Here is a 25873-nt window from a genome sequence, read left to right as displayed (position 1 = left end):
TTTTCCCGCGATGGCCGTTGCCGTGAAAGACTGGAGCAAGCACTACCTCAGCCACCCGCTGTACCAGCCGGTTGCCGATTTTGCCACCCTGCTGCCGCTGGCGGACTGGCCGGATCAACAGGACTACGACCATCTGCTGCAACAGGCCCGCCTGCGCTGCCAGCTCCCCGCGCAGCTGCGTTTCTGCTGTGACCTGCAAGCAGACACCTACTATGAAATGCACATCGGCAGCACCGGCGAGGTGCCCACCCGCAGCCACAACTGGCATGACTGGTTCAATGCGCTGGCCTGGCTGGCATGGCCGCGCAGCAAGGAGGCACTGAACGCGCGCCATGTGCGGGCCATCAGCCGTGGAGAGGTCAAACGCGGGCCACGGCGTGATGCCGCCACCTTGCTGGATGAATGCGGGGTGATCGTGGCCTGTGCCCGTCCGGAACTGGGCCAGGCACTGGATGACATGCAGTGGCACACGCTGTTTGTCGATGAGCGTGCTGCCTGGGGACGGCACATCAGCGTGCATACGCTGGGACACGCCATTTTCGAAGTAGGTTTGCAGCCGCATATAGGCTGGTGCGGCAAAGCCTTGCTGCTGGATGTCGACACCGGATTTTTCCAGCTGGATGAACACACGCAACGGGCCTGGCTGGATGCCAGGCTGGCTGCGCTGCTGGCCGATGACAACTGGCTGACCAGTCCGCGCCAGCTGTGGCCGCTGCCCTTGCTGGGCATACCGGGCTGGTGGCCGGACAATGAAAACCCGGCCTTCTACCAGAATACCGACTACTTCCGCCCCAGCCGGCGGGCAAAATCCTCCAGCGTCACGGTCTGAAGCCGTTCGGTGACACTGCCCAGCAAGGCTTCAATACCCTGGCCGACATCATCGTCATTGGCCAGGTCGGCCCGGTAGACAAACAGCTGGAACAGGTCGGACAAGTGCACGCTGGACAGTTTGCGCATCAACACCCAGCCATCGCGCTGACCTTTTTGCACGTAACCATGCTGTGCCAGCTTGTCCAGCACCAGGCCCAGTTCGTCATAGCCTATCTTCACCTGCTCGCGCAGCTGTACCGGGGTCAGGCTGCAGCCTTGTACCTGGGCCGCATCCAGCATCAGCAACACTTCCACTGCATCCAGAAAACGGCGGCGCGGTTCAAAGCGACGCCGCCAGGCCCCGCCCTCCCAGTAAGACAGGGACGCGGTGAATACCGCACCGGCCAGCACCACCATCCACAGGCAGTACACCCACAGCAGGAAAATCGGAATGCTGGCAAAAGCGCCGTACACCAGCTGGTAATTGGCGACCTGGCCGATGTAATACGCAAACAGCAGCTTGGTGAGTTCAAGCAGCACCGCCGTAATCATCGCGCCCAGCGCTGCATGACGGATCGGGACAAAGCGGTTGGGCACAATGCGGTACAGCAGCGACAGGACAATACCGGTCAGCAGGATGGTTCCACCCGCCTCGACGGTACTGGCCAGCAGCGGCATGGTCTTTTCAAAGCGGGTGAACTTGAGCAGCCAGCGCCAGGACAGCAAGCCGCCACCCAGCACCAGCGGGCCCAGTGTCAGCACTGTCCAGTACACCATGCTCTGCTGCAGCCAGGGCCGGCCACGGCGCACACTCCAGATGGCATTGAAGGTGCGCTCGATGGTGGACATCAGCATCAAGGCCGTGACACCCAGCATCACGATACCGGCTGCGGTCAGCTTTTCCGCATTGTCGGCAAACTGGCGCATGTAAACGGAAATCACCTTGCCGGCAAACTCCGGCACCAGCGTGGACAACAGCATCACCTTGAAGCGCGTGCTGTAATCGGCAAATACCGGGAAGGCCGATATCACTGTCAGCGCAATGGTGAACAAGGGCACCAGCGCCAGCAAGGTGGTAAAAGTCAGGCTGCCGGCTACCTGCATCACACGATGGCTGCCCATGCGTCTGACCAGAAAACCGACAAAACCTGCCTGAGTAGCGTATTTATGCGGCAGTTTCATCTGCGGCAAGGTAATGCAGCCACCTGCCGCTGGCAAGTGAGCGCCACGCGATTTTGCGTATCCACAGCGGTACATCCCTGGCAAACACCTTGCAAAAGTCATGGGATGCATACCGTCTTCACACAAATTAACGATTGGAAACTGGTATCATGCAGCCTGTTATCCAGGCCATCATCTGACGATGGCATATCAACGGACATTGCCGTGCAAGACATTCTTGTTCTCTATTACAGCCAGCATGGTGCCACTGCCGAACTGGCCCGCCTGATTGCCCGTGGTATCGAAAGCGTGCCTGGCTGCCAGGCGCGACTGCGTACCGTGCCCAAGGTATCCACCGTGTGCGAAGCCAGTGAACCGGCCATTCCGGCTCAGGGCGCACCCTATGTGGAAAAAAGCGATCTGACCGAATGCATCGGCCTGGCACTGGGCAGCCCCACCCGCTTTGGCAATATGGCGGCGGCCATGAAGTACTTCATCGACAGCACCAGTGGCGAATGGCTGGCCGGTGCGCTGGCGGGCAAACCCGGTTGCGTGTTTACCAGTTCCTCCTCCATGCACGGCGGACAAGAGTCCACCTTGCTGAGCATGATGCTGCCGCTCTTGCACCACGGCATGCTGATTGTCGGCCTGCCCTTTGCCGAAGCAGCGCTGGCAGCCACCCAGACCGGCGGCACCCCGTATGGGGTGAGCCATGTGGCCGGGGTCAAGAATGACCGGCCGCTGTCCGAAGACGAGCGCAAGCTGGCGCTGGCCCAAGGCAAGCGCCTGGCCGAGGCAGCACTGAAACTGCACAACACCATGCAATAAACCACAGGCCAGACAGCCAGGCTGTCTGCTTGATACCGGCGGCGCGCTGCACACGGCATAGCCAGCCGGTTTTCCATTTTTGCGACGACTGACCGACAGCCGGGTGCCGAGGTCAGGATTCAGGATCATGTCTTATGTGCGGAATCGCAGGTTTCTTCTCCCAACACCCGGTGGCAGCGGCCACCGCCGATGCCATGCTGCTGGAACTGGCGAGGCGTGGCCCGGATGCCGCCCACCAGTTAAGGCTGGACCAACAAGGCCGGCCCGCAGCGGATGACGCCATCCACAACGCCTTGCTGCATGCGCGGCTGTCCATCATCGACCCGCGCCCCGAGGCCGACCAGCCCATGGGCAATGACGATGGCCAAGTGTGGATCTGCTACAACGGCGAGGTATACGACTGGGAAGAAGGCAAGCGCGAACTGGAACAGACCGGTGCCGTGTTCCGCACCCATTCCGATACCGAATTCATCCTGCGCGGCTATGAGGCCTGGGGCATTGACGGCTTGCTGACCCGCCTGCGCGGCATGTTTGCCTTTGCCATTCTGGACCTGCGCCAGGGCAAGGTACATCTGGCGCGCGACCGCATGGGTGAAAAACCCCTGCTGTATGCGCTGCTGGATGGCAACCTGGCTTTCGGCTCGCTGGTGCGCTCGGTGCTGCCCTTCCTGCCTCTGCCTGCCCGCCAGTTCAGCCACACCGCCATCGACGCCTATCTGGCACACCGTTACATCCCGGCACCGGCCACCGTATTCGAAAACATCCAGCGCCTGGAAAACGGCTATTGCCTGGAATTCGACCTTACCAACCGTGAGCTCAAGAAGCGCCGTTACTGGCAGCCGCAAGCCACGGCTGGCGACTGGCTGCCAGAGCTGGACCACGCCGTGGCCATGCGCACCGTGGCGGACCGTCCGCTGGGTGTGCTGCTGTCCGGCGGCATTGACTCCACCCTGATTGCCAGCCGACTGGCTACCCAGGGCTATCAGCAGTTTTCCACCTTTACCGCTGCCTTTCCCGGCAGCACGCTGGATGAATCCATCGACGCGGCCGATTCCGCCCAGCGCATGGGGCTGAGTAATATCCGCATCGACATACCGGAAAACCTGGCGGCGGATTTCTCGCGCATTGTGGCCGACCTCGACCAGCCCTTTGCCGACCCGTCCAGCTTCCCCACCTGGTATCTGGCACGGGAAGTCAGCAAGCACGTGAAAGTAGTGCTGGTGGGCGACGGCGGCGACGAGCTGCTGGCAGGCTACAAGCGCATGAACAAGCATCTGCGCACCCGCTGGCGTCGTCACCTGCAACTGCCACTGGGTATCCGCACCTCGCTGGATGGCAAACAGGGCAAGCTGGGTACCGAGCTGGCGATGAGCTGGAAGGAGGCCTATTCGCTGCGCTTCTCCGGCATGACGCCGGGTCAGCGCCGCTACCTGCAAGCCGGGCGTGAGCTGCAACAACTCAGCTACTGGCGCAAGCCGGACGACATCGGCCCGGAAGCCAGTGATGCCGTGCCCGGCCTGCAAAGCCTGCTGGCCATCGACTTTGCCAACTACCTGCCGGACTACATCCTGCAAAAGTCCGACCTGTGCACCATGGCGCATGGCCTGGAAAGCCGTGCCCCGCTGCTGGACCACGGTCTGTACCAGCATCTGCTGGCCACTTCAGACAGCGAACGCTATACCGCACCGGCCAAGCTGATCTTCCGCCGCGCCATGCACCCTGCCCTGCCCGCCGACTTTTTCCAGCGTAAGAAACGCGGTTTCAACCCGCCGCTCTCCGGCTGGCTGAAAACCAGCCTGGCCGAACGCTTTTCCGGCCTTGGCAGCCGGCTTAACCGCCAGACCGACGGCTTGCTGGATGCCACCGCCGTGGATGCCTTTGCCAATGCCTACCGGGGTGGCAAAGAGGCACTGGCCGAGCAGATGCTGCAATTGCTGATTCTGGATGAAAGCCTGGCCCAGCTGGACGCGCTGCGCCGCGCCCTGCCCTAAGACCCGCTAACAAAACCCCCGATTCTGCGTTGCGCCGACTTGCCGTACCCATTGTACTGTCTGCGTCGGCGCGCCTTGACTCGGGTGCTCTACGAGGTTTTGTTAGCGGCTCTAACCACCGGATAGCACCGGATAAGTCTCATCCGGCAGCGGCGCAAAAAAGCTGCTGGGCGATACGCCCAGTTCACGCTTGAACATGGTGGCAAAGGCACTGGGGCTGGCATAGCCCAGATCCAGTGCCACTTCCAGCACGCTGGCTCCGCAAGCCAACCTCTCCAAGGCCACAATCAGCCGTGCCTGCCGCCGCCACTGCCCCAGTGACAAGCCGGTTTCTCGGCTGAAGCGCCGTTGCAAGGTGCGCGGGTCCATCGCCAACTGTGTGGCCCATTCTTCCACCGAACGCGCATCGCCCGGCTCGGCCAGCAACACATCACACAAGCCTTGTAAAACCGGGCTTTGCGGCCTGGGTAAAGACAAGGCCAGCGTGGGCAGGCTGCGGATTTCATCCAGCAGCAGCTTCATCAGCCGCTCATCGCGCGAATCCGGCGGATACGGCACGGCAATGCTCATCGCTGCCAGAATCAACTCGCGCAACAAAGGCGAAATGGCCAGTACCCTGCACTCCTGCGGCAAGCCTTCCAGACTGTCAGCCCGCACATACACCGTGCGCATGCGCACCGCGCTGATCATCCGCACCTGATGCCAGGTGTCGATTGGCAGCCAGATGCCACGGGTAGGCGGCACAATCCACTGCCCCAGCGCCGTACTCACCACCATCACGCCTTCCACCGCATACAACAGCTGCGCGGTGGGATGGGCATGACGCGGCGTGTCCTCACCCGCCGGGTAGTCGCGGGCCTTGGCCACTACCGGGGCGATGCCGGTGTCGTACTGGTGCAGATGTTGATAATCATTCATGACTGTCATTTTCTCGCAGATAATTGCCCTGAATGCACAAGACGGGCAAGGATAGCCCTTGATAGCATGATGAACCCACCACCACAAGACGACATCATCATGACAAGCGCCAGCCAGAGCATGGCCCCGCCGCAGGACACCCGCTTCCGGGTATTGGGTGCCATCAGTTTTACCCATTTCCTCAACGACATGCTGCAGTCGCTGATTCTGGCCATCTACCCGGTACTGAAAGGCGGCTTTCATCTAAGCTTCGCCCAGATCGGCCTGATGACGCTGGTTTACCAGTGTACCGCCTCGCTATTGCAACCACTGGTCGGCATCTATACCGACAAGCGCCCGCTGCCTTATTCGCTGGTATTCGGCATGGGTTCCACCCTGTGCGGCCTACTGCTGCTGTCGGTGGCGTCCACTTATCCGGTGTTGCTGCTTGCCGCCGCACTGGTGGGCACTGGCTCTTCCATTTTCCACCCGGAATCCTCCCGCGTGGCGCGCATGGCGTCCGGCGGTCGCCATGGTCTGGCACAGTCCTTGTTCCAGGTAGGTGGCAATGCTGGCAGTGCCACTGGCCCGCTGCTGGCCGCGCTGGTGGTGTTTCCCTATGGTCAGCCCAGCCTGGCATGGTTCTCGCTGGCTGCGCTGTTAGGCATGCTGGTGCTGTGGCGCATCGGTAACTGGTATAGCCATCAGCAGCGTACGGCCAAGGCACACAAGGCCATCGTGCCCACCGGTCTGTCGCCGCAGCGCACGGCGTTCACGCTGGGCGTGCTGGTGCTGTTGGTGTTCTCCAAGTATTTCTACCTCACCAGCATTACCAGCTATTTCACCTTCTACCTGATGCAGCACTTCGGACTGGGCGTACAGGCAGCGCAGCTGCATCTGTTCATTTTCCTGTTTGCTGTGGCGGCCGGCACGGTGCTGGGCGGGCCGATTGGCGATGCCATTGGCCGCAAGCGGGTGATCTGGTTCTCGATTCTGGGGGTGGCACCGTTCACCCTGGCGCTGCCGCATGTGGACCTGTTCTGGACCAGCGTGCTGTCCTTCATCATCGGCTTCATTCTGGCCTCGGCTTTCTCTGCCATTCTGGTGTATGCACAGGAGCTGGTGCCGGGCAAGGTAGGCATGGTGTCCGGGTTGTTCTTCGGTTTTGCCTTCGGCATTGGCGGCATTGGTGCGGCGGTGCTGGGCAAGGTGGCCGACCACTACGGCATCGAAACCGTGTACCAGCTGTGTGCCTACCTGCCGCTGCTGGGCATCATCACCGTGCTGCTGCCCGACCTGCACCGTAAAAAAGCCTGAGTCACGCTGCACAAAGCAAAACCGGCCTTGATGGCCGGTTTCTTTATGGTGCTGCCGGGGTAGGGACTGGCGCAGTTGTCGCGGTTGCCAAGGGCTGGCAATCGCGTGCCAGCGTGCGCCCGCCGCGGGTGAGCAATACCGCCTGCTCGCCCTTGTTCCACCACACCAGCTGCTGGCTGGCATAGCGTGCGCCATTGGCACTGCTGACCCGCACCAGCCGGTAATGGCGACCATGCCAGCTGATGCGGATGGGTACCACGTCTTCCACTTCTGCCTGCGGATACTCGACGCTGACCATGCGGTGGGCCGCGCACTGGTAATCCACCTTTTGCAATACCACGTTATTGCCGGCAGCCGGCATGGCAGGCTCCGGTGAGGCGTCCGGCCCTGGTTCGGCCAGCACCGGCAGGCTGAGCAGACTCAACAGGATAACAGTTGCCTTCATGCAGTCTCTCCGTTCTGATCATCCCCGCGCCACGGGGCCACTTTCAACAGCAACAACATGCCAGGCAGGGCCAGCAGGGTGCACAGCAGGAAAAAACCCATCCAGCCCAGACCATCCACAATATAGCCGGTAGCCGCATTGGCAAAGGTGCGCGGCACGGCAGACAGACTGGTAAACAGGGCAAACTGGGTGGCGGTATAGGCCGGATGGGTAGTACGGGCGATAAAGGCGACAAAGGCCGCCGTGCCCAGGCCTACGCCCAGCGCTTCAAAACCGATCACCAGCGCCAGCTGACCTAACTGGACAGGGCCAATCTGCTGGAAATGGCCGTAGCTGGCCAGCCAGGCAAAACCCAGAATCGACAATACCTGCACCACACCAAACAGCCACAGCGCACGGTTGATGCCCAGCTTGAGCATCCACACCCCGCCCAGCAGCCCACCAATCACCGCCGGCCACAGCCCGGCATTCTTGGCCACCAGGCCGATATCCGATTTGGCAAAGCCCATGTCCAGATAAAACGGTGTGGCCAGCGCGGTGGCCATGCTGTCTCCCAGCTTGTACAGGAAGATGAAGCCCAGAATGGTGGCGGCACTGTGCCAGCCCTGGCGGTGGATGAATTCATGAAACGGCTCCACCACCGCCTCGCGCAGCGTTTTGGGTGGTGCAGCAGCCAGCCTGGGCTCGGCCACCAGCAGGGTCATGAGCAGCCCCGGCAACATGAACAGCGCGGTGATGATGAATACATTGGTCCAACTGGTGTGATCGGCCAGAATCAGCGACAAGGCACCGGGCACCAGTCCGGCCAGCCGGTAGGCATTGATATGCACTGCGTTGCCCAGGCCCAGCTCGACTTCGGGCAGCAGCTCGCGGCGATAGGCATCCAGCACGATGTCCTGGCTGGCAGAGAAAAAGGCCACCGCCGCCGCCAGGGCTGCAATCTGCTGTAACTGGATGGCGGGATTGAACAGGCCGAACAAGGCCATGCTGAGCAGCAAGGCCAGTTGGCTGAGCAGCATCCAGCCACGACGCCGCCCCAACAGCGGCGGGACGAAGCGGTCCAGCAGCGGCGACCACAGGAATTTCCAGGTATACGGCAGGCCGATCAGGGCAAACAGGCCGATGGCCTTGAGATTCACCCCTTCGCTGCGCAGCCAGGCCGGCAGCAGGTTGATCAGCAGATACAAGGGCAGGCCGGAACTGAAGCCGGTGGCAATGCAGATCAGTATGCGACGCGACAGGATGGCCTGCCGCCAGTGAACGGGAGTTTGCGTCATGTATCCTTGCGGCATGGGCCGCCAATGCAAAAAGGCGGCCAACAGCCGCCTTTGTTAGTCATCAATCATCAGGCCGTTTGCCGGGCAACCCGGTAAAACGCCAGGCTGCCGCGCAGATTGGGCAGGAAGTGAATGCGCTTGGCTTCGTTCATCACCACCCGCTCCAGTACGCGGATGCCGTTTTGGGCGCACAGCGCTTCGAAATCCCCCAGCATGCACCAATGGATGTTAGGCGTGTTGTACCACTGGTAAGGAATGGTTTCCGACACCGGCATATGGCCTTGCAGAATCTGCCAGCGGTTTTCCCAGTAGCCGAAGTTGGGGAAGGTGACGATGGCCTCACGGCCGACACGCAGCATTTCCACCAGAATCTGCTCGGTATTGTGCATGGCCTGAATGGTTTGCGACAACACCACATGGTCAAAACGCTGGTCTTCGAATTCGGCCAGACCGGTTTCCAGGTTGCCCTGAATGGCATTGACGCCGGCTTGCACGCAGCGCACCACGTTATTGACGTCAAAGTCCACGCCATAGCCACGCACCGCCTTGTGACGGTTGAGCCAGGACAGCAGGGCACCGTCGCCGCAGCCCAGGTCCAGTACCCGGCTAGAGGGGGCTACCCAGTCGGCAATCAGTTGCAGGTCGGCCCGCAAGGTGTTGGCAGCGCTCATGCGGATACCTCCTCGGCCACACGGTTGAGATAGGCACGCATCAGGTTGACATAGGGCTCATCCAGCATCAGGAAGGCATCATGGCCGTGCACGGATTCGATTTCGCCGTACACCACTTCCTTGTCCGCAGCCACCAGCGCCTTGACGATTTCGCGCGAGCGCTCTGGCGAGAAACGCCAGTCCGAGGTAAAGCTGGCCACCATGAAACGCGCCGTGGCCTTTTTCAGTGCCGCCACGATGTCGTCGTTCAGATCCTTGGCCGGGTCGAAGTAGTCAAGTGCCTTGGTCATCAGCAAATAGGTATTGGCGTCAAAATAATCAGAGAACTTGTCGCCCTGATAACGCAGGTAGGATTCGATCTCGAATTCCACCTCGTAACCAAACTGGTAATCGCCACTTTTGAGCATGCGGCCGAATTTCTCGCCCATGCCGTCGTCGGACAGATAGGTGATATGGCCCAGCATGCGCGCCAGCCGCAGACCGCGCCGCGGAATGGCATCGTGGGCGTAGTAGTCGCCGCCGTGGAAATCCGGGTCGGTGAGAATGGCCTGACGGGCCACGTCGTTAAAGGCGATGTTCTGTGCCGACAGTTTGGGCGCGGAGGCAATCACCAGCGCATGCGCCACCCGCTCCGGGTAGTCGATGCTCCATTGCAGCGCTTGCATGCCGCCCAGGCTGCCACCAATCACCGCGGCCCAGCGGTCTATGCCCAGCCGGTCGGCCAGCCGCGCTTGCGAGCACACCCAGTCCGGCACCGTCATCACCGGGAAGGAAGACCCCCAGGGCTGGCCGGTGGCCGGATTGATGGAAGACGGGCCGGTACTGCCGTGGCAGCCACCCAGATTATTCAGCCCCACCACAAAGAAGCGGTCGGTGTCGATGGGTTTGCCCGGGCCCACCATATTGTCCCACCAGCCTGCGGCCTTATCCTCGGGCGTGTAGCGCCCTGCCACATGATGATGGCCGGACAGCGCATGGCAGATCAGGATGGCATTGCTGCGCGCCGCATTGAGCGTGCCATAGGTTTCAAAACACAGTTGGTAATCAGGCAGCACGGCACCGCTGGCCAGATGCAGCGGAGTATCGAATACCGCTGTCTGCGCCTGCACGATGCCGACGGACCTTGTCAGATCAGACATAACAAAAAAGGCCTCTATTGATTATTGCCCCGCCGGCGGCCTTGCTGGCCATTCTCGGTGCGGAGCCTCCTGTAGGCTACGGCTGCTATCATCGCCTGTCTGGCCGATTATATCCATAGCCTTGCTTGCTACCGGACAGCTGCCACCGCATAATCGGCCCGGTTTTCTTCTCTCAGCCCCCGTCATGATCGGTCGCCTGTTCCGCCTGTTGCTGCTGTTTGCCGTGCTGTATGCCATTGCACGCTGGCTGCTGGACCGACGTCAGCGGGCCAGCCTGCGCGAATTCATCAGCACCCTGGCCATCGCCTTGCTGGTGGCCTCGGCCATCTTCGTACTGCTGTACTCGCTGGGCTTTCACCAGCTCTGAGCCCAAGCCTTGATGTGGCACAGGGTCCGGCAAGGGCAAACAGCCTACGCTATGCGCTTTTCTGCCGCACACTGTTGTTCTGCCTCATGGACCTTACCGCTCATCTGCACACTTTCGGGCACTACCTCAAACGCCGTCATGGCCAGCCGGTACACAAGCTGTCACTGGCCGGTGACTTTACCTGCCCCAACCGCGACGGCACGCTGGGGCGTGGCGGCTGCACTTTTTGCAATGTCAAAAGCTTTGGCCGGGATGCCGCCGAACTGTCCATCAGCGGCCAGATTGCCCGCGAAAAGGATAAAACCGACCGGGCGCGTCGTTACCTGGCCTACTTTCAGGCCTACACCAGCACCTATGCCGAAGTCAGCCGCCTGCGCCAGCTCTATGACGAAGCAACCGCCAGCGCCGATGTCATCGGCCTGTGCGTCGGCACCCGGCCGGACTGTGTGCCGGACAGCGCACTGGAACTGCTGGCGTCCTACCAGGCCACCGGCAAGGAAGTGTGGCTGGAGCTGGGCTTGCAAACTGCGCACGACCACACCCAGCGCCGCATCCTGCGTGGCCATACACTGGCTGATTACCGCGATGCAGTGCGCCGTGCGCAGCAATATGGCTTGCCGGTATGCACCCACCTGATTGCCGGCCTGCCCGGCGAAGATGCCGCCGATGTGCATGCCACGCTGGATACCGTGCTGGAAATCGGCGTACAGGGCCTGAAGCTGCATCCGCTGATGATCGTGCGCGGCAGCCGCATGGCCGCCCAGCACCAACGCGGCGAGGTATCTGCCATGGCGCTGGACGACTACGCCAGCCTGGCCGCTTCCTTGATTCGCCATACCCCGCCGGAGGTGGTATTCCACCGCATTTCCGCCACCGCGCAAGCCCCCACCCTGATTGCGCCGGACTGGTGCGGTCCGCGCTGGACGGCCCTGCAAGCCATTGGCCAGTTGCTGGCGCGCGATGGAGGCCAGGGCAGCGCGCTGGGGCGCAGTTGGGCGACACTGGCGGCCTGAGTGCAGCTTAGTCCCCTTACCGACCGGCGGCTTCTAGCCGCTAACAACGCCGCGTAGAGAATCCGGGCAGCGGGGGTTTTGTATCAGGCCTTAACACAAATTAGCCATTAGCTATCAGCCCAGCCAGAACAATCGTAAAGATTGCATGTCAGATTCTCCCTGTTGCTGCGACAAAGAAGCACAGCACTGGAGAAACCATCATGCTCATCAAGAAACCCACCGACATCCAGCCTTCGGAAATCACCCCCGAAGGCGTGTATTTCAACCGCCGCCAGTTCATGCTGGGTAGTGCCGGACTGTTGCTGTCCGGCGAAACCCTGGCCGCACTGGCCAGCAAGAAAAGCCAGCTGTCCACCAGCGACAAACCCAACAGCCTGAAAGACATCACCAGCTACAACAACTACTACGAATTCGGCACCGACAAGAGCGAACCTGCCATGTACGCCGGTTCCTTGAAAACCCGGCCGTGGAATGTGGTGGTGGATGGCGAGGTAGGCAAGCCGCGCAGCTTTGGCATCGAAGAACTGCTGAAACAGCCGCTGGAAGAACGCATTTACCGCCTGCGCTGCGTGGAAGGCTGGAGTATGGTGATTCCGTGGATAGGCTTTCCGCTGGCCAGCCTGCTCAAGCAAGTCGCCCCCAACTCGCGCGCCAAATACGTGGCCTTCGAAACCCTGCAACGCCCGGCCGAGATGCCCGGCCAGCGCAGCCGCGTACTGGACTGGCCGTACCGTGAAGGGCTGCGCATGGACGAAGCCATGCACCCGCTCACCATTCTGGCCGTCGGCCTGTACAACGATGTGCTGCCCAACCAGAACGGTGCACCGATCCGGCTGGTAGTGCCGTGGAAATACGGTTTCAAGAGCATCAAGTCCATCGTGCGCATCCATCTGCAAGAGCAAATGCCCGCCACCAGCTGGAATATGGCCAATGCCCACGAGTACGGCTTCTATTCCAATGTAAACCCGGAGGTGGACCATCCACGCTGGAGCCAGGCCAGCGAACGGCGCATTGGCGAATTCCTCAAGCGCAAAACACTGCCGTTCAACGGCTATGGCGATCAGGTGGCCAGCCTGTACCGTGGCATGGACCTGCGCAAGAACTTCTGACATGACGACCCTGCGCATGAAAAACCCTGCTGCCGCCCGCCAGCCTGCCCGCTTCAACTGGCTGAAAATCGCCGTGTTCCTGCTGAGCCTGCTGCCACTGGCCCGCGCGGCGTGGATAGTGCTGTCTGGCGATGCAGTCAATCCGGTGGAGTTCATCACCCGCTCCACCGGCACCTGGACGCTGAGCTTCTTGCTGATCACCCTGGCCATCAGCCCCTTGCGCCAGCTGTCCGGCTGGGGCTGGCCGCTGCGTCTGCGCCGCATGCTGGGCCTGTATGCGTTTTTTTACGGCTGCCTGCACTTCACCACCTATGTGTGGCTGGATCAGTTCTTCGACTGGCCCGGCATGCTGCACGACATCGCCAAGCGCCCCTTCATCACCATCGGCTTTGCCGCCATGCTGCTGATGACCCCGCTGGCCATCACCTCCACCCAGGGCTGGATGAAACGGCTGAAACGCAACTGGGGCAAGCTGCACCGGCTGGTTTACCCGGTGGCGCTGCTGGGTGTGCTGCATTACTGGTGGCTGGTGAAGAAAGACCTCACCCAGCCCATGCTGTACGCCAGCGTGCTGGCCGTGCTGCTGGGCTGGCGCTTGGTGCGGCGGCTACGGCAACGCTCTAGCTGACCCGCTCCAGCACCATGGCAATGCCCTGCCCCACGCCGATGCACATGCTGCACAAGGCATAGCGGCCCTGACGGCGTTGCAGCTCATAACTGGCGGTGGCCAACAAGCGTGCGCCACTCATGCCCAGCGGATGCCCCATGGCAATCGCCCCACCATTGGGGTTGATGTGGGGCGCATCCTCCGCCAGCCCCAGCTCACGCAGCACCGCCAGTGACTGGGCAGCAAAGGCTTCGTTGATTTCAATCACCTCCATCTGGTCCAAGCGCAGACCCAACCGCTGCAACAGCTTGCGGCTGGCGGGCACCGGGCCCATGCCCATCAGCCGTGGCTCCACCCCGGCGCAGGCCATGCCCAGCACGCGGGTCAGTGGGCGCAGGCCGTACTGTTCTACTGCACGCGCCGAAGCCAGTAGCAAGGCGCAAGCCCCGTCATTCACCCCGGAGGCATTGCCCGCCGTCACCGACAGATCCTTGCCATTGATGCCGGACAAGCTGGCCAGCCCTTCCAGCGTCACCTCCGGACGCGGGTGCTCGTCACAATCAAACACCCGCTCCGGCTGGCGCGGACGTGACAGCGTCACCGGGATGATTTCCGCGGCAAAGCGGCCCTGCTGCTGTGCGGCGTGCCAGCGTTGTTGCGATTGCAGGGCAAAGCAGTCCTGATCGGCCCGGCTGATGCCAAAGGCAGCTGCCACGTTGTCAGCGGTTTGCGACATGGAGTCGGTGCCAAACTGTTCTGCCATCAAAGGGTTGATAAAGCGCCAGCCTATGGTGGTGTCGAACAGGGCCTGATTGCGGTCAAAGGCCTGGGCCGCCTTGCCCAGCACCAGTGGTGCACGCGACATGCTCTCCACACCGCCAGCCAGCAGCAAATCCGCCTCGCCCAGTGCGATGCAGCGTGCGGCGCTGCCCACTGCATCCATACCGGAACCACACAGCCGGTTCAGCGTCACCCCCGCGGCACTGATGGGCAGGCCGGCCAACAGGCCCGCCATGCGTGCCACATTACGGTTGTCCTCCCCGGCCTGATTGGCACAGCCCAGCCAGATATCATCCAGCGCACTCCAATCCAGCTCGGGGTGGCGCGCGTGCAAGGCAAGCAAGGGCAAGGCGGCCAGATCATCACAGCGGATGCTTGACAGGCTGCCGCCATAGCGGCCGATCGGGGTACGGACTGCATCACAAATATAAGCGTCTTGCATTACAGCACCTCGGCAGGGGATGACAGGGAAGAAAAGGCCTGTTGCTGCAGCCAGCCGGCAATACGGTAGTGACCATCACCGTGGTAATCCGCCAGATGGCGCAGCACCTGAGCTAGCCAGCCATAGCCCAGCCGTCGGCCCCAGGCCAATGGACCTTGTGGATAATTCAGGCCCAGACACATGGCACGGTCGATATCCTCGGTGCTGGCCAGGCCTTGCTGCAGAACATCGGCGGCTTCGTTGACCAGCATGGCCACCGTGCGCAGTACCGGCAGCCCGGCAGCGTCCGGTAGATGACACAGGCGGATGCCTGCCTCGCCCAATACCGCCTCCAGCGCCTGCCGGTCCGGTGCCGATAGCCGTGGGCTGGACTGGGCGGCCAGCAGGCTGACGTGCTGAAAATCAACAGCCTGATCCAGCAACAGGCATGGGTGTCGATCCACTTGTTCACGCCGCGCCGCCGGGCGGCCATCGCTGAGATATACATGTGCGGTGCCCAAGCGGAACAGCCAGTCCGATGCAGTATCGTGGCCGCCCACTACGGGCACACCGGCTTGTTGCAGCCGCTGAGCCAGTACTGCGGCCACAGGTTGCACCAGATTGAAGGCGACCTGCTCCCAATCCGGACACGGTTCCGGCAAGGGTTCCACCACGGCGGGTTCGACTTGCGGATACACGTAGTAACCACGTCCGCTTTTGCGTCCCAGCCAGCCTGCGGCCACCATTTCCTGCTGAATCCACAAGGGGGTGTAGCGCGGGTCGAAGCACATGGCCTGCCAGATGGCGCGATGCACGGCCAGATTCACATCCAGGCCAATCAGGTCCATCAAGGCAAACGGCCCCATGCGGAATCCACCCGCCTGCTGCAGCAGGCGGTCCAGCGTGGCGCAGTCGGCCAGGCCTTGTTGCAGGCAGCGCAGGCTTTCCAAATAAAACGGCCTGGCAATGCGATTGACAATAAATCCGGGACTGGAGCGCACCAGCACCGTCTCCTTGCCCCAGGCGCGGGCAGTGGCACTCACTTGTTCCAGCACATCCGCTTCCGTGGCCAAGCCACGGACGATCTCCACCAGACGCATGGCCGGGGCTGGGTTGAAAAAGTGCATGCCCACCAGCCGCTGCGGCGCGGCCATGGCGGCGGCAATGGCGGTAATGGACAGGGAGGAGGTATTAGTGGCCAGCAGGCAGTCCGCTGCCACGATTTGCTCTAACTGGCAAAACAGCGCCTGCTTGGCGGCCAGGTCTTCGACAATGGCTTCAATCACCAGACCGGCCTCGGCCAGTTGCTCCAGTTGTTCGGCGCGGGACAGCCGTTCTCCCAGGCGCGCCACGTCTGCGACGGATAACTTGCCTTTGTCGGCCTGGCGCTGCCAGTGTTGGTGAATGGTCTCTACCGCCTGGACGCTGGCTCGGCCATTGGCATCATATACACACACCGGATGACCAGCGGCAGCGGCCACCATGGCGATGCCACGGCCCATCACGCCAGCACCGATAATGACCACCTGTCGTGAAACAGAAAGGGTTTGTTGCATGGGTTCTCTCTTTACGTGAACAGGCGGGATCAACATCCCTGCCACTGTGGCGGGCGTTTTTCCAGAAAGGCACGGATGCCTTCCTGCCTATCCTGGCTGGCGGCCAGGGTGACGAAGTGGGCCCGCTCTTGCGCCAGCCCGGCGGACAAGCTGGTTTCCTGTGCCGCCAGCACGGCGGCTTTGGCCAGGCGCAAGGCCAGCGGGGCCTGACGGGCAATGCGCGCTGCCAGGGCCTGCGCCTTGGGCAGGCAATCGGCATCCGGCCATACCTCGGCCACCAACCCAGCCTGTCTGGCTTCTTCTGCCCCAATAAAGTCGCCGCTGAGCACCATTTTCATCGCCAACGACTTGCCCACCGCCCGCAGCAGGCGCTGGGTACCACCGGCACCCGGCATGATGCCCAGTTTGATTTCCGGCTGGCCAAAACAGGCCGACTCGCCCGCAATGATGATGTCGGCGTGCATGGCCAGCTCACAGCCGCCGCCCAGCGCATAGCCACACACGGCGGCCAGCAAGGGCTTGGGAAAACGGGCAATGGCGGCAAATAGCTGCGGGCGTTCGTCACACAACATGGCGGGCATGCTCTTGTTCGCCATTTCCGCCAGGTCTGCCCCGGCGGCAAACACAGTGTCACCACCAGTCAGCACTACCGCCGCCACCGCCGCGTCCTGTTCGGCCCGCGCCAGCACCTCCACCAAGGCCTGTAGCAAGGGGGTGGACAGCGCATTGCGAACGGCGGGTCGGTGCAAACGCAAGGTCAGCACCCCGTCCAGCGGCCCGGTGCAATGCAGTAAATCGGGAATATCGGCATAAAGCATGCTTGTTTCTCCTAGGACGGTGTGGATCAGCGTGGCTGTACCGTTGCGGTGGCGGCAAGCGGTGCAGGCGTCGCGCCGGACTCCGCTGCATCCAGCGCTGGGATGCGTTTGAGCAGCCACAGGGTGCTGAACAGCGATACCAGCGCATAGCAAGCAGAAATAATGGCCACCAGGCTGATGCCGCCCGTGAGATTGAGCAGCCACTGCGCCAGCACCGGCGTGCCACCGCCAATCAGCAAGGAACACAGCTGGTAGGAGAAGGACATGCCGGTGTAACGCAGCTGCACCGGGAAGGCCTGGGCCAGAATGCCGCCAATGGCCCCGTAAAACATGGAGTGCGGAATGGTGGCCAGACACATGGCACTGACAGCCAGCCAGTAACTACCCGTGGAGATGGCCCAGAACATCAACGGCATCAGCAGGAATTCCGGCAGCAAAATCCACAAAATGGCTTTGACCTTGTCCATACGCGATACCAGCACCGCGCCAAATGGCTGCACCACGAACTGCACCATCAAGGCCCACAGGATGATCTGAAAAAAGGTTTCCCGGCCATAACCCAACTCACTGGTGGCCCAGGACAGGGCAAAGGTGGTTTTCAGATAGGTCACATGGATGACAGTGGGTACCAGCATGGCCATCCACAGCAGCATGCCGTGCTGGCGGATCACACTCAGCAGCGGCAGCCGCTCCACCTTGTTCTCGGCCATCACCTGCTGCATGGCGCGCGATTCGCTCAGTTGCAGGCGGATAAACAGCCCCACCAGCACCAGCAGCGCCGACAACAAAAAGGGAATACGCCAGCCCCACAGCACAAAGTCCGGCATGGGCATGCGGCTGAGCAGGAAAAACACCAGCGTGGCCAGCAGATTGCCCGCCGGTGAGCCTTGCTGGGCAAAGGCGGCATACAGGATGCCCTTGTTCTTGGGCGCGTTTTCACTGGCAATCAGCACCGCCCCGCCCCACTCGCCGCCCACGGCAATGCCCTGCACGATGCGCAGCAATACCAGGCCAATGGGTGCCAGCACGCCAATACTCTGGTACGACGGCAACAGGCCGATGCCCAGCGTGGACAGGCCCATCAGCATCAGGGTGATGACCAGCGTGGTTTTGCGGCCGATACGGTCGCCAAAATGGCCAAAAATGATGCCGCCCAATGGCCGGGCGATAAAACCGGCCCACAGCGTGACAAAAGACAGCAACGTAGCCACGCCGGGGTCGAGCGAAGCGGGAAAAAACACCTTGCCGAACACCAGTGCGGCAGCCAGTCCATAAATATAAAAGTCGTACCACTCGATAGTGGTGCCAACAAAAGCGGCAATGGCGGCCCGTAGCGGTTTTTTCTTGTCGTCCGCCTGGGTATGCGAGTGATGCATGGATAGTCTCTCCAGAAAATGGGGCGGTCCTGCCAGCGCCACCATGGGCGGCGGGCAGGAAGCAGGCCGGGTGGTTTCAGCGTGGGCCGATCACCGTTCCGGCATCCAGCAGCGCCTGCTGCTGTGCAGGCGCATAGCCCAGCTCGGCCAGCACGTCACGGCTGTGCTGGCCCAAGGCCGGGGGTGGCGTGTCATAGCGCGCGGGGGTGCGCGACAGCTTGATTGGCGAGGCGGTACCACGGTATTCCCCCATACTCACCAGCAACTGGCGGTAGGCGGTATGCGGATGTGCCACCACCTGTTCCACCCCCTGCACCGGCGCGCAGGGCACGCCATCACGCAACAGACGCGGGGCCAGCTCCTCCGCCCGATGCTGGCTGAGGGCCGCCTCCAATGCCTGTTTGAGTTCCGGGCGATGAGCGCAGCGGCTGCGGTTGTCGACAAAGCGCGGGTCATCCGCCAGCGCTGCACACTCCAGCCGCTGGCACAGCCGGGAAAACTGGCGGTCGTTGCCCACGGCCAGATACAAGGGCACGCTGGCGGTACGGTAGCTGTCGTAAGGCGCGATATTGGGATGGGCATTGCCACTGCGCGGCGTGGCCGTGCCCGAGCCAAAGTAATTGGGCAGATGCGGATGCAGCAGCGACACACCGCAGTCGTACAGCGCAATATCCAGCGACTGCCCCAGCCCGCTGCGCTCACGCTCATACAAGGCCAGCAAGATGGCGGACAAGGCGTTCAGCCCGGTCACCATGTCCACCACCGGCAGCCCCACCCGCAATGGTGGCCCGTCCTGCTCGCCATTGACGCTCATCAGCCCGGTCATGGCCTGGATGGCGGCATCGTAGCCAGGCAAGCCCCCCAGCGGGCCATCCACGCCAAAGCCGGTCACCGCGCAATGAATCAAGCGAGGAAAACGCGGTGCCAGATCGCGGGCATAGTCCATGCCCCAGCGCGCCAGCGTGCCGGGCTTGAAGTTTTCCAGCAGCACATCGGCCTGCTCCAGCAACTGCCACACAATGGTCCGCCCTGCTTCTTGCGACAGGTCGACGCAAATGGCGCGTTTGTTACGGTTGACGCCCTCGAAGTACCAGGCGGTATCACCCAGAAAGGGGGGCCCCCAGCCACGGGTTTCATCCCCGCCGGGCGGCTCCAGCTTGATGACATCTGCGCCATGATCGGCCAGTGCCTGGCTGCAATACGGGCCGCCCAGCACCCGGCTCAAGTCCAGCACGCGCACCCCGTGCAAGGCTCCTGCCGCCGGCCTCATGCCCGCGCTCCTGACGGCAGGCAGGCCATCGCTTCATCCAGATTGATATCCTGATCAGCCAGCAGTTTTGTGGCCAAGCCCACGGGCAGGGCCGCGCCATCCAATTGCATTGGGTCCTGTGGCAATACGCGGTGGCGCAGCACCAGATGCGCCAAGGCCAAGCGACGGTAGTTCGGGGCCAGCTGCGCACCTTCACAAGCCATAAACAAGGCAGTCAACACGTGGTAGAACAGGCTGCCCGCCTGGCGAACCGACTGTTCCTCGCCCCGCTCGGCCACCTGCACCAGATTGTCGGCGGCCTGACGTAATACGCGACGGAACAGCTGATCGCTGACAGCGGGCAGAGCGGCCTCGTCCAGCAGGGCCAAGGCATGGACCAACAAAGGTGGCAGCGCCCCGGCGCGCTTGACGGCACGCAGAATGTCCAGCGCCACGATATTACTGGTGCCTTCCCAGATGGAGCCCAGATGGGCATCGCGCACAATGCGGGCATCGCTCCATTCCTCGATGTAGCCCAGCCCGCCGCGCACCTCCATGGCATCGCCGGTCACCCGGCGCGCATCGCGGCAGGTACGGAACTTGATCAGCGGCGTCAACAGCCGTACCGCGCTTTGCGCACTGGCATCACCAGCATCGGCCCGCCCCAGCATTTGCGCGGTATGCATGAACATGGAACGGCCTTGTTCGGTAGGCAGCAGCATTTTCAGCAACTGGCGTTGCATCAGCGGCATGTCGATCAGGCGTTTGCCAAAAGCCTGACGCTGACCAGCCACGAACAAGGCTTCTGACAAGGCACGGCGCATCAGCCCGGCAGACCTCACCCCGTTGGACAGCCGCGACATATTGATCATGTCGGCCATTTGCTGGAAACCACGGCCAATCTGGCCAATCAGGTAGGCGGTGGCCCCTTCCAGCACGATTTCCCCGCTGGCCATGGAACGGGTGCCCATTTTCGGTTTCAGCCGCACGATACGGTAGGCATTACGTTGCCCGTCCGGTAAATGCCTGGGCAACAAGAACAAACCCAGGCCATGTATCCCTTCAGCAGCCCCTTCCGGACGTGCCAGCACCATGGCCAGATCGGCATCCGGATTGGAGCAGAACCATTTGTCGCCATACAGCTGCCACTGTTCGCTGCCATCCGTCGCCTGGCTGCGCACGGCACGGGTGGCCACCTGGCCAACATCCGAACCGGCTTGCTGCTCGGTAATGAACATGGCGCCCTGATAGAGCTGGTCAAAATCCCGTGTGCTGAGAAAAGGTAAATAGCGCGCCACCAGGTCTGGCTCGCCAAACTTGCACAAGGTGCGGGTGAGGGAGTCAGTCATGCTGACCGGGCAACACAAGCCAAATTCCGCCTGCACAAACAGATATGTCAGGGCATATTTCAGTAATGGGGGATTATTTTTTCCATCATGACTGAGCGATGCCAAGCCCAATTCTGAATAAGCTACCTCTTCCAGCTTGATATAAGCCGGGTGCTTTTCAATATGATCCACAGGCTCGGCGCGACGATTCCGTGGATACAACACCGGTGGATTCCGATCAGCCAGCAATGCCAGCTCATCCAGCTCCGCCGTTATCCTGCCACCCAGATCAAACAACTGCTCCTTGATACCAGAATAATATTCGCGCCCCAAATGCAAAGACAGCAAGGCACCTAGATCTTTATCCGATGCAAAGAAATTACAATCTCTGCTATCGGGAATATTATTTCCATCATGACCATCCTGATACATTGCCATTTGTTTTCTCTTCAAGAATCATCATCCGAATCAAGCGATAACCATGCTTGATTGACGAAGGAAAACAGGCTATTGGCATGGCAATGTAGCGTCCAATACATTTAAATTCTCGAACGATAAATCATCTTTATCGTCATCAATGGAAGAAGGCAATGGAACTGAGACAACTACGCAACTTCCTTGCAGTTGCTGAAGAGCTGCATTTTGGGCGAGCGGCAAAACGGCTGCATATTTCTCAGCCGGCCTTGAGTTTTGACATTCGGAAACTGGAAGAAAGAATAGGCGTTAAGCTATTTTTGCGGAACAACAAGGAAGTCCGGCTCACCCGATGTGGTGACGCTTTGCTGATCAAATGCAGAAGCCTGCTGGAAAGTGCAGATGAATTGCAGCAAATGCTGCACAGCTATGCACAGGGGAAGAAAGGGTTTATTCGCCTGGGCTTTATCAACTCCATGCTCTATCGCGGCCTGCCGGAAGCCATCGCACAATTTTCCAGGCAATATCCCGGTGTAGCCATTGCCCTGAAGGAAATGGGTACACAGGAGCAGATTATTGCGCTGGAGAAACGGCAGATTGATATCGGCTGTGCCAATGGCGCGCACTTTCCTCCTTGCATCCGGGCCGATGTGGTCGTGGAAGAGGCGTTTGTCTGCTGCCTGCCGCAGGCTCATCCATTACACCAACAAGCCACTATCGAGCTGACTGCCCTTCGACAAGAATCATTCATTCTGTTTGCACCGGAAGTCTCGCCCCATTTCCACCATCAGATTCTGGCCCAATGTGCTGCTGCCGGCTTTTATCCACGTATTCAGCATCAGGCCCGCACCTGGGAAACCATCATCACCATGGTGGGAATGGGGCTGGGTATCGCCTTGGTACCACAAGGTCTGCAGCATATCGCAACCGAGCGCGTCGGCTACCGTCCCTTGGTTGACATGTTGCTGACCACCCAGGTGCTGCTACTACGTCATCAAGACGTACATGAAAGCTGTATTCCCTTACTGGCGCAGGTACTGCAAAACCATATCAGCCCAGTGGCCTAGGCGCAGGCTCGACCTGCTCGAAATGCTCCACTACCGGAAACGGCTGATAGAAATGATGCAGCAGCCGTTTCCACTCCTGATAACCCGCTGACTGCCGGAATCCTTCTTCGTGGGCGGCCACGCTGTCCCAGCCCACCAGCAGCAGGTATTTGCCTTCCACCTCCAGACAGCGCTGCAACTGGTGCCAGTGATAACCCGGCATGCTGGCAATAATGGTTTTCGCCTGGGAAAAGGCGGTTTCGAACTCTTGCTGCATCCCGGCTTTCACTTGCAGCATGGCGGCTTCCAAAATCATGGCGTTTCCTCGCATAAAACCTCAGCTTGCCACAAGTCATCCGGTTTGCAGTTGACCGCCACAGCCACTAAAGTAGCCGTTTTGCCGTAAACGGATAGACGGATATGTCCAAGGAAAAAACGCCGGTCACCCAGGCCATTCGCGTACTGCGCGAGCACAAGGTGGAATACAGCGAGCACCTGTACAAATACGAGGACAAGGGTGGCACCACGGTGTCGGCACGCGAACTGGGCGTGGACGAGCACTGCGTGGTGAAGACCCTGATCATGGAAGACGAGCAGAAGCACCCGCTCATCGTGCTGATGCACGGCGACCGCGAAGTGGGCACCGGCATGCTGGCCAAGCAGATCGGCGTGAAGAAGATCAGCCCCTGCGACCCGAAAACCGCCGACAAGCACAGCGGCTATCAGGTGGGCGGCACCAGCCCGTTTGGCACCCGCCACCCGATGCCGGTGTATATGGAAAGCAGTATTGCCCAGCTGCCCCGCATCTATATCAACGGCGGCAAGCGCGGTTTTCTGATCGGAGTGGACCCGCAGGAAGTCATCCGCGTGTTGCAGCCGGTGCTGGTACAGGCGGCTGCCTGAATCTGGACGCAAAACAGGCCGCACTTGGCGGCCTGTTGGTTATCTGGAATGGCTGGTTTACCACCACCAGAACATGAAGCCCCAGGCGGCATCCACCAGCGCCATACCAGCCAGCAGGCAAGCCAGTACCGGTACGCTGCGCCAGCCCGCCTGCCATTGCCGCACAATGCCCGCCGCCAGCCACAGCGACCAGACATTGGCCAGCAGCAGCAGGGCCAGACGCACATCATTCGCCCAGCCGGTGGCAATGCCCTCGGCCTTGAGCAGGGTGACTGTCAGCGCTGACAGCCCCAGAAACACGCCGATCCCCGCCAGCGGAATCAGGCTTTGCGCCAGATGGTGCAGGCGCTGGCTGCGCCATGCACCAGCCACTCGCACCGCACAGGCCAGGGCCAGCAAGAGGCCGCTGCCCAGCACCAGCGCGGTGCCCAGCATGTAGGCGATGATGGCCATGCCATCCAGCCAGGAAAACACGTCGTTGTGATTCGGGTAATGGGTCAGCAGCCACCACGGCGCATCGGTATCCAGCGGCCACATGATGTCGTGGTCCACCAGCCATTCGGCGACAGCCTGCTTCATGTCGACAAACCAGGGGCTGGCCGTCCAGTGGAAACCACCCATGGCAATGCCCAGCAGGCCGTAGACAATCAGCAGCGTCTGCCATGCACTGGCCTCTTTGGCGGCTACCTTCACCACTTCCTCGGCCGGAGAGCGCAAGCTCAGCGTGATCGCATCGCGATGACCGCTGCAACGGCCACACATATGACAGCCACTGCCACCCTGCATGTGGCGCAGCGGCTGCAGGGGTGCGCAGTCCACTGCCTGAATGCGGATGACGCCAGACTGGCGGGCTGACTCCTGCCAGCGCTGTTCATCCACCTTGTAATGCATGGGTGCCAGTTTGGACAGCAAACTGAATACGCCGTTTACCGGGCACAGATGCCGACACCAGGCGCGCTTGCCACGGGTGTACACCAGGCCCACCGCAATGGCAGCCACGGTGGAGCCACCCAGCACCAGCAGCGCCGCCTTGGGATACTGGTAAACGCTGACCAGCTGGCCGTACAGAGTGGTGAGGGCAAAGGCGACGAAGGGCCAGCCGTCCCAGCGCATCCAGCGCGGAATCGGTCGGCCCAGGCCCTTCTTGGCCACCCATTCACTGAGCGCACCTTCCGGGCAAAGCACACCGCACCACAGCCGGCCAAACAACACCATGGACAGCAGCACGAAGGGCCACCAGATACCCCAGAACACAAACTGGGCAAAGATGGTGAGGTTGTTGACGATGCGGGCACTGTCGTCCGGCAGCGGCAGACAGGCCGGGATGATCAGCAGCGCCGCGTACACCAGCACCACCAGCCACTGCAACAGACGCAGGGTGCCGGCATGGTCGCGCAGCCAGTTGCCCACCACGGCCAGTCGGCCCTGCCCTAGCGGCGCATGGCTGCCACATCCACCAGCAACGGCGCGCACCAGCTCGGGCCGGCGGCGGTGATCGGACTGCGGTTTCATGCGGCCTGACGACGTTTGCGCCAGAAAAACAGGCCAGCCACACCAGCCCAGAACGCCAGGTAAGCCAGCAGGCTCATCAAGGCCGGGTGAGCACGGTAGCCGGTGAGTGAAGCCACCACGCCACCTGCCGGTGTCATGTCATCCAGCAATGCCGAGCTATCCCACAGCGGGTCGATCAGCGCAGGCAGAATTTCCATGGAAATCAGCTTTTCCACCCCGGCCAGGAACAAGGACGCACCCAGCAGCAGCAGCATGATTTCGGTCACGCGGAAGAACAGCCGCCAGGACAACACCTTGCCGCCCAGCTGCAAGACATAAAAAGTGAGGAAAGCCAGCGCCAGGCCCATCAAGGCCGCACCGCTCATATTGAGCAGGGTTTGCCCGTCGGCGCTGCCCAGCATGCCGTACAAAAACACCACGGTTTCGCTACCCTCACGGGCCACGGCAATGGCCACCAGGGTGGTGACGCCCCACCAGTTGGCCGTGCTGGCATTATCCGCCAGGCCGGATTCCAGCTCTTTTTTCAGGGTGCGGCCATGCTCGCGCATCCACAACACCATCTGCACGATCAGGCCGGAGGCCATGAATTCCATCACGGTCTGGAACACATCCTGCGAGCCAGCCATCAGAGTGCTGGCAGAAAACAGCGCCACAGCCAGCAATACCGCCAGCGCAATTCCCAGCGCCACGCCACCCCACAAATAGGGTTTACCGGCACGGCCCTGCGGGTTCTGGTTCATCCAGGCATTCAGGATACCCACCACCAGCAAGGCTTCAACGCTTTCGCGCCAAACAATGAACAGCACCTGACCCATTACTTGTGTCCTCTCAAACCACA

25 protein-coding genes are annotated in these 25873 nt (G+C 61.3%); 10 read left to right on the top strand and 15 right to left on the bottom strand.

Annotated elements, in window-relative coordinates; all coding sequences use genetic code 11:
- The first annotated feature begins 22 nt into the window (after positions 1–22).
- On the top strand, positions 23–829 hold the full coding sequence (locus HWX34_RS09315) for a DUF3025 domain-containing protein (RefSeq protein ID WP_370459707.1): 807 nt from the start codon (positions 23–25) through the stop codon (positions 827–829).
- Here HWX34_RS09315 and HWX34_RS09310 read toward each other — a convergent pair.
- Positions 781–1992 carry a YihY family inner membrane protein gene (locus HWX34_RS09310; RefSeq protein WP_178971970.1) on the bottom strand — a complete coding sequence of 404 codons (1212 nt, stop codon included), beginning with the start codon at positions 1990–1992 and terminating at the stop codon, positions 781–783. The two genes, HWX34_RS09315 and HWX34_RS09310, sit on opposite strands and share 49 nt — an antisense overlap.
- A gap of 204 nt (positions 1993–2196) precedes the next feature.
- Between HWX34_RS09310 and wrbA the strand changes: the two genes are divergently transcribed.
- Both wrbA and asnB read left to right on the top strand, forming a co-directional pair.
- Positions 2197–2799 carry an NAD(P)H:quinone oxidoreductase gene (gene wrbA / locus HWX34_RS09305; RefSeq protein WP_370459706.1) on the top strand — a complete coding sequence of 201 codons (603 nt, stop codon included), beginning with the start codon at positions 2197–2199 and terminating at the stop codon, positions 2797–2799.
- Between the two features lie 134 nt (positions 2800–2933).
- On the top strand, positions 2934–4790 hold the full coding sequence (gene asnB, locus HWX34_RS09300; protein ID WP_178971968.1) for an asparagine synthase (glutamine-hydrolyzing): 1857 nt from the start codon (positions 2934–2936) through the stop codon (positions 4788–4790).
- A 111-nt stretch (positions 4791–4901) separates the two neighbouring features.
- On the opposite strand, the gene HWX34_RS09295 is transcribed toward asnB, so the two are convergent.
- Positions 4902–5708 carry a helix-turn-helix domain-containing protein gene (locus HWX34_RS09295; protein WP_178971967.1) on the bottom strand — a complete coding sequence of 269 codons (807 nt, stop codon included), beginning with the start codon at positions 5706–5708 and terminating at the stop codon, positions 4902–4904.
- Positions 5709–5774: 66 nt separating this feature from the next.
- On the opposite strand from HWX34_RS09295, the gene HWX34_RS09290 reads away from it, so the two are divergent.
- The gene (locus HWX34_RS09290) at positions 5775–7004 is read left to right on the top strand and encodes an MFS transporter (protein ID WP_304506136.1); all 1230 of its coding nucleotides are present in this window, start codon (positions 5775–5777) and stop codon (positions 7002–7004) included.
- Positions 7005–7047: 43 nt separating this feature from the next.
- On the opposite strand, the gene HWX34_RS09285 is transcribed toward HWX34_RS09290, so the two are convergent.
- The 4 genes from HWX34_RS09285 to HWX34_RS09270 form a co-directional block, all read right to left on the bottom strand.
- Positions 7048–7449, bottom strand: coding sequence for an MliC family protein (locus HWX34_RS09285; protein WP_178971966.1), 402 nt, complete (start codon positions 7447–7449; stop codon positions 7048–7050).
- Positions 7446–8726 carry an AmpG family muropeptide MFS transporter gene (locus tag HWX34_RS09280; RefSeq protein WP_178971965.1) on the bottom strand — a complete coding sequence of 427 codons (1281 nt, stop codon included), beginning with the start codon at positions 8724–8726 and terminating at the stop codon, positions 7446–7448. The genes HWX34_RS09285 and HWX34_RS09280 overlap by 4 nt, the downstream gene beginning before the upstream one ends.
- Before the next feature lie 68 nt (positions 8727–8794).
- Complete coding sequence (gene metW, locus HWX34_RS09275) at positions 8795–9397, bottom strand: methionine biosynthesis protein MetW (protein ID WP_178971964.1); 603 nt, start codon at positions 9395–9397, stop codon at positions 8795–8797.
- The gene (locus tag HWX34_RS09270; RefSeq protein ID WP_178971963.1) at positions 9394–10536 is read right to left on the bottom strand and encodes a homoserine O-acetyltransferase; all 1143 of its coding nucleotides are present in this window, start codon (positions 10534–10536) and stop codon (positions 9394–9396) included. The genes metW and HWX34_RS09270 overlap by 4 nt, the downstream gene beginning before the upstream one ends.
- 184 nt (positions 10537–10720) lie before the next feature.
- On the opposite strand from HWX34_RS09270, the gene HWX34_RS09265 reads away from it, so the two are divergent.
- The 4 genes from HWX34_RS09265 (at position 10721) to HWX34_RS09250 (ending at position 13653) form a co-directional block, all read left to right on the top strand.
- The gene (locus HWX34_RS09265) at positions 10721–10903 is read left to right on the top strand and encodes a hypothetical protein (protein WP_178971962.1); all 183 of its coding nucleotides are present in this window, start codon (positions 10721–10723) and stop codon (positions 10901–10903) included.
- An 86-nt stretch (positions 10904–10989) separates the two neighbouring features.
- A complete protein-coding gene (locus tag HWX34_RS09260) occupies positions 10990–11916 on the top strand; it encodes a TIGR01212 family radical SAM protein (RefSeq protein WP_178971961.1) in 927 nt (308 codons plus the stop codon).
- Between the two features lie 200 nt (positions 11917–12116).
- Positions 12117–13025, top strand: a complete 909-nt coding sequence (gene msrP, locus HWX34_RS09255; protein ID WP_178971960.1) for a protein-methionine-sulfoxide reductase catalytic subunit MsrP — start codon at positions 12117–12119, stop codon at positions 13023–13025.
- A 1-nt stretch (position 13026) separates the two neighbouring features.
- On the top strand, positions 13027–13653 hold the full coding sequence (locus tag HWX34_RS09250; RefSeq protein ID WP_178971959.1) for a sulfite oxidase heme-binding subunit YedZ: 627 nt from the start codon (positions 13027–13029) through the stop codon (positions 13651–13653).
- Here the strand turns inward: HWX34_RS09250 and pcaF are convergent.
- The 6 genes from pcaF to HWX34_RS09220 all read right to left on the bottom strand — a co-directional run bounded on the left by pcaF (position 13646) and on the right by HWX34_RS09220 (position 21592).
- Positions 13646–14854 (bottom strand): 3-oxoadipyl-CoA thiolase, encoded by a 1209-nt coding sequence (gene pcaF, locus HWX34_RS09245; RefSeq protein WP_178971958.1) that lies wholly within the window; start codon positions 14852–14854, stop codon positions 13646–13648. The genes HWX34_RS09250 and pcaF overlap by 8 nt on opposite strands.
- The gene (locus HWX34_RS09240) at positions 14854–16389 is read right to left on the bottom strand and encodes a 3-hydroxyacyl-CoA dehydrogenase (protein ID WP_178971957.1); all 1536 of its coding nucleotides are present in this window, start codon (positions 16387–16389) and stop codon (positions 14854–14856) included. The genes pcaF and HWX34_RS09240 overlap by 1 nt, the downstream gene beginning before the upstream one ends.
- Before the next feature lie 29 nt (positions 16390–16418).
- Positions 16419–17207 (bottom strand): enoyl-CoA hydratase-related protein, encoded by a 789-nt coding sequence (locus HWX34_RS09235; protein WP_178971956.1) that lies wholly within the window; start codon positions 17205–17207, stop codon positions 16419–16421.
- A 26-nt stretch (positions 17208–17233) separates the two neighbouring features.
- Complete coding sequence (locus HWX34_RS09230) at positions 17234–18583, bottom strand: MFS transporter (protein ID WP_178971955.1); 1350 nt, start codon at positions 18581–18583, stop codon at positions 17234–17236.
- A 76-nt stretch (positions 18584–18659) separates the two neighbouring features.
- Positions 18660–19853 (bottom strand): CaiB/BaiF CoA-transferase family protein, encoded by a 1194-nt coding sequence (locus HWX34_RS09225; RefSeq protein ID WP_178971954.1) that lies wholly within the window; start codon positions 19851–19853, stop codon positions 18660–18662.
- Positions 19850–21592: an acyl-CoA dehydrogenase family protein gene (locus HWX34_RS09220; RefSeq protein ID WP_255496654.1), complete on the bottom strand. Its 1743-nt coding sequence runs from the start codon at positions 21590–21592 to the stop codon at positions 19850–19852. The genes HWX34_RS09225 and HWX34_RS09220 overlap by 4 nt, the downstream gene beginning before the upstream one ends.
- Positions 21593–21750: 158 nt before the next feature.
- On the opposite strand from HWX34_RS09220, the gene HWX34_RS09215 reads away from it, so the two are divergent.
- Positions 21751–22641 carry a LysR family transcriptional regulator gene (locus HWX34_RS09215; protein ID WP_178971952.1) on the top strand — a complete coding sequence of 297 codons (891 nt, stop codon included), beginning with the start codon at positions 21751–21753 and terminating at the stop codon, positions 22639–22641.
- Here the strand turns inward: HWX34_RS09215 and HWX34_RS09210 are convergent.
- Complete coding sequence (locus HWX34_RS09210) at positions 22625–22936, bottom strand: antibiotic biosynthesis monooxygenase (protein ID WP_178971951.1); 312 nt, start codon at positions 22934–22936, stop codon at positions 22625–22627. The genes HWX34_RS09215 and HWX34_RS09210 overlap by 17 nt on opposite strands.
- Positions 22937–23040: 104 nt before the next feature.
- Here HWX34_RS09210 and ybaK point away from each other — a divergent pair, with 104 nt between their 5' ends.
- The gene (gene ybaK, locus HWX34_RS09205) at positions 23041–23523 is read left to right on the top strand and encodes a Cys-tRNA(Pro) deacylase (RefSeq protein ID WP_178971950.1); all 483 of its coding nucleotides are present in this window, start codon (positions 23041–23043) and stop codon (positions 23521–23523) included.
- Between the two features lie 57 nt (positions 23524–23580).
- Here the strand turns inward: ybaK and HWX34_RS09200 are convergent, their stop codons facing one another.
- Positions 23581–25035 carry a 4Fe-4S binding protein gene (locus HWX34_RS09200; protein ID WP_178971949.1) on the bottom strand — a complete coding sequence of 485 codons (1455 nt, stop codon included), beginning with the start codon at positions 25033–25035 and terminating at the stop codon, positions 23581–23583.
- On the bottom strand, positions 25032–25850 hold the full coding sequence (locus HWX34_RS09195) for an FTR1 family protein (protein WP_178971948.1): 819 nt from the start codon (positions 25848–25850) through the stop codon (positions 25032–25034). Before HWX34_RS09195 ends, HWX34_RS09200 begins: the two co-directional genes overlap by 4 nt.
- Positions 25851–25873 lie beyond the last annotated feature (23 nt).

Origin of the sequence: Aquitalea sp. LB_tupeE (assembly GCF_013391415.1) — a bacterium.
In the GTDB taxonomy this organism is placed as follows: domain Bacteria; phylum Pseudomonadota; class Gammaproteobacteria; order Burkholderiales; family Chromobacteriaceae; genus Aquitalea.
This window is presented reverse-complemented; position numbering and strand designations above follow the sequence as displayed.